The sequence below is a fragment of the Burkholderia sp. HAN2018 genome, from assembly GCF_024704855.1.
GTDB lineage: Bacteria > Pseudomonadota > Gammaproteobacteria > Burkholderiales > Burkholderiaceae > Burkholderia > Burkholderia cepacia.
Genome location: NZ_QOBB01000388.1, coordinates 1 through 3836 on the forward strand (window position 1 = coordinate 1; position 3836 = coordinate 3836).

At 67.5% G+C, this 3836-nt stretch carries 5 protein-coding genes; all 5 read right to left on the reverse strand.

The genetic code is table 11. The features are described from left to right. Positions 1-833: VacJ family lipoprotein (locus DPV74_RS39845; protein WP_162923290.1), on the reverse strand; the 833-nt coding region annotated here is incomplete at its 3' end. Positions 834-864: 31 nt separating this feature from the next. Continuing rightward, positions 865-1416: an outer membrane lipid asymmetry maintenance protein MlaD gene (gene mlaD, locus DPV74_RS39850; RefSeq protein WP_060082835.1), complete on the reverse strand. Its 552-nt coding sequence runs from the start codon at positions 1414-1416 to the stop codon at positions 865-867. Between the two features lie 24 nt (positions 1417-1440). Continuing rightward, positions 1441-2208 carry a lipid asymmetry maintenance ABC transporter permease subunit MlaE gene (mlaE, locus tag DPV74_RS39855; protein WP_021164333.1) on the reverse strand — a complete coding sequence of 256 codons (768 nt, stop codon included), beginning with the start codon at positions 2206-2208 and terminating at the stop codon, positions 1441-1443. Next, positions 2205-3026, reverse strand: a complete 822-nt coding sequence (locus DPV74_RS39860) for an ABC transporter ATP-binding protein (protein ID WP_014898316.1) — start codon at positions 3024-3026, stop codon at positions 2205-2207. The genes mlaE and DPV74_RS39860 overlap by 4 nt, the downstream gene beginning before the upstream one ends. A gap of 84 nt (positions 3027-3110) precedes the next feature. Continuing rightward, positions 3111-3836: thiamine phosphate synthase (gene thiE / locus DPV74_RS39865; protein WP_119339183.1), on the reverse strand; the 726-nt coding region annotated here is incomplete at its 5' end.

Below are 3836 nucleotides of genomic sequence, written 5' to 3' on the forward strand. Positions count from 1 at the left end.
ACCGCCGCGCCCGATGCGCCTGCCGGCGCCGTCGCGCCGCCCACCGCTGCCGCACCCGCCGTACCGGCTGCCGCCGGTGCCGCGCCGTCTTCCGGCAAGTCGTACTTCGGCAGCGCGTCGTTGCTCGACGTCGCGGCCGCCTCGCCGCGCGCGTTGCTGATCAGCATCTGGCGACGCTGCAGGTACGCGTTACGCACGAACGAATACTTGTCGAGCGCCGCGGCATCCAGCACGTCGCCCGCGCCGAGCAGGTTCGCGCGCGTGTTGACGAGGTTCACGCCGAACAGGCCCCAGCTCAGGCCATCCGGCTTCACGTAGGTGAGCGGGTTGCCGACGTAGTCGACACCCAGGCCGGCCGTGTCGCGCAGCGTGCTCGGGCCGAGCAGCGGCAGCACCAGATACGGGCCCGACGGCATGCCGTAGCGGCCCATCGTGATCCCGAAGTCGGCCGTGTGCTTCGGCAGCTTCGCGATCGTCGCGACGTCGAACAGGCCGCCGACGCCGAACACCGTATTGATCACGACGCGCATGATGTCGCCGACGCCGTCCGCGATCCGCAGCTGCACGATGTTGTTCGCCGCGATGTAGACGTCGCCGATGTTCGAGAAGAAGTTCGTCACGCTGTCGCGCACCGGCTGCGGCACCACGTACTGGTAGCCCTTCGCGACCGGCTTCAGCGCATACGTATCGACCGTGTCGTTGAACTTGTACATCGTCCGGTTGAAGCCTTCGAGCGGATCGCCCTTGGTCGGCGTCTGCACGGTCGCGCAGCCGCTCAACGCGGCGACTGCCGCTACCGCCAGCGCGGCGTGCCTGATGCGGATCGTCTGCATGGTCATTACCCTCTTCTATTCTCTCGTGTGGTTATTGGGCCGCGGAACCGGACACCGCCGACGCCGGCACCGCCACCGGTGCAGGCGCGGCCGGCGCGCCGGCTGCCGGCTTCGCACCGCCCGCATCGGCGGCCTTGCTGTACAGGAACTGGCCGATCAGGTTCTCGAGCACGATCGCCGATTGCGTCATCGTGATCGTATCGCCCGACTTCAGCATTTCGGTGTCGCCGCCCGGATCGAGGCCGATATATTGCTCGCCGAGCAGGCCCGACGTCAGGATCTTCGCCGACGAATCCTTCGGGAACTGATACTGGCCGTCGACATCGATCGTGACAAGCGCCTGGTACGTGTTCGTGTCGAAACCGATCGCCTTCACGCGGCCGACCACGACGCCCGCGCTCTTCACGGCCGCGCGCGGCTTCAGCCCGCCGATATTGTCGAATTTCATCTTCACCGAGTAGGTCGGCTGAAACGAAAACGAGCTCATGTTGCCGACCTTCAGCGCCAGGAACAGCACCGCAAGGAAGCCCACCACCACGAACAGGCCGACCCAGAAGTCGAGAGCAGTCTTTTTCATCGTCATCCCAAAATTTGGCTTGGCTGAGGCTTAGCTGAACATCAGCGCGGTCAGCAGGAAATCGAGGCCGAGTACGGCGAGCGACGCGAACACGACCGTCTTGGTCGTCGCGCGCGACACGCCCTCGGGCGTGGGCTTCGCTTCATACCCTTGAAACAGTGCAATGAAGGTCACGGCGAACCCGAACACGATGCTCTTGATCACGCCGTTGCCGACGTCGGCCCAGACCTGGACCCCGCCCTGCATCTGCGACCAGAACGCACCCGGATCGACGCCGATCAGCACGACACCGACGAAGTAACCGCCGAGCACGCCGACCGCGTTGAAGATCGCGGCCAGGAGCGGCATCGCGATGATGCCCGCCCACAGGCGCGGCGCGATCACGTTCTTGATCGGGTCCACCGCCATCATCTCGAGCGCGGTGAGCTGCTCGCCGGCTTTCATCAGACCGATCTCGGCCGTGAGCGACGTGCCCGCGCGGCCCGCGAACAGCAGCGCGGTGACGACCGGCCCGAGCTCGCGCACGAGCGACAGCGCGACCAGCAGGCCGAGCGCCTGCTCGGAACCGTAGCGGTTCAGCGTGTAGTACCCCTGCAGGCCGAGCACGAAGCCGACGAACAGCCCCGACACGGCGATGATCACGAACGAATAGTTGCCGAGGAAATGGATCTGCTTCGTGACCAGCCGAGGCCGGCGCAGCAGCGGGAAGAATTCCAGCACGAGGCGCACGAACAGCCGCGTGCCGTAGCCCGCGCGCTCGAGGCCGCCGATGACGTAACGTCCGATCGCGCTGATCATGCGCGCCCTCCGCCGAGCCCGAAATCCGCCGCCAGCGGCGGGCTCGTGTAATGAAATTTGAACGGGCCGTCCGGCGCGCCGTCGATGAACTGCCGCACGCTCGGATCGGTCGACGCGCGCAGCTCGTCGGGCGTCCCCTGCGCGAGCACGCCGCCGTTGGCCAGGAAATACACGTAGTCGGCGATCGCGAACGATTCGGGCACGTCGTGCGTGACGAGGATCGACGTGGCGCCCAGCGCCTCGTTCAGCGTACGGATCAGGTTCGCGGTGATGCCGAGCGAAATCGGATCGAGGCCGGCGAACGGCTCGTCGTACATGATGAGCTGCGGATCGAGCGCGATCGCGCGTGCCAGCGCGATGCGGCGCGCCATCCCGCCCGACACCTCGGACGGCATCAGGTCGCGCGCGCCGCGCAGCCCGACCGCGTTGAGCTTCATCAGCACGAGGTCGCGGATCAGGTCTTCGGGCAGGTCGGTATGCTCGCGCAGCGCGAACGCGACGTTCTCGAACACCGACATGTCGGTGAACAACGCGCCGAACTGGAACAGCATGCCCATCTTGCGGCGCAGCGCATACAGGCCGTCGCGCGTTTGCGCGCCGACATCGGCGCCGTCGAACAGCACCTGGCCTCGGCGCGCGCGCACGAGGCCGCCGATCAGGCGCAGCACGGTCGTCTTGCCGCAACCCGACCCGCCCATGACCGCGACGACCTGCCCACGCCCGAAGCGCAGGTTCAGGTTGGACAGGACGAGGCGGTCGCCGTAGCCAAAGTCGACGTCGCGAAGTTCCAGCAGGGTCTCGGTAGGAGTGGGGCTCACGGAGCTGACAGTCCTTTTACGCAGAACGCCGAATTATAGGGCCTGCATTGGAATGATGTCGTGACGCCGTTCCGGGCCCTGCGGTCAATGATTGTCAAATTGTCCGGGAAAACATTGCTGCAACGCAACAACGGCAGCCCGATAGTCGGCCGCGCCCGTCACCGCACTGACCACCGCGACACTGCCGACACCCGTCGCCAGCACGGCCGGCAGCGCGTCGAGCCCCACCCCGCCGATCGCGACGAGCGGCACCCGCGCGCCCGCGAAGCGCGCATAGCGGGCAATCCGCGCCAGGCCCTGCGGCGGCGCGGCGACGGCCTTGGTCGCGGTCGCATACACGGGGCCGAGCGCGAGGTAGCTCGGGCGCTCGTGCAATGCCCGCAACATTTCGTAATAACCGTGGCTCGAAAGTCCGAGCCGCAGGCCCGCGCGCGCGATCGCGGCCAGATCGGCCGTTTCGAGGTCTTCCTGGCCCAGATGAACGCCGTACGCCCCCTCTTCCACGGCGATCTGCCAGTGATCGTTGATGAACACGCGCGCATCGGGATGGCGGCGCCCGGCCGCGACCGCGCGTGCGATTTCCCGCCGCAACGTGTCCGGCGTCGCGCCTTTCACGCGCAGTTGCACGGTCCGCACACCGCAATCGAGCACGCGCTCGACCCATTCGGCGTCCGGCACGACCGGATAGAGGCCGAGCTGCGCGGGGCACGGCGCGAACGCGGGTTCCGGCGCGGCCGGCAGCCCGGCGACACGCGGGAACCGCGCGGCGTCGACCGGCCACGCATCGGCGGTGCGCGTTTCGTCGCCGTC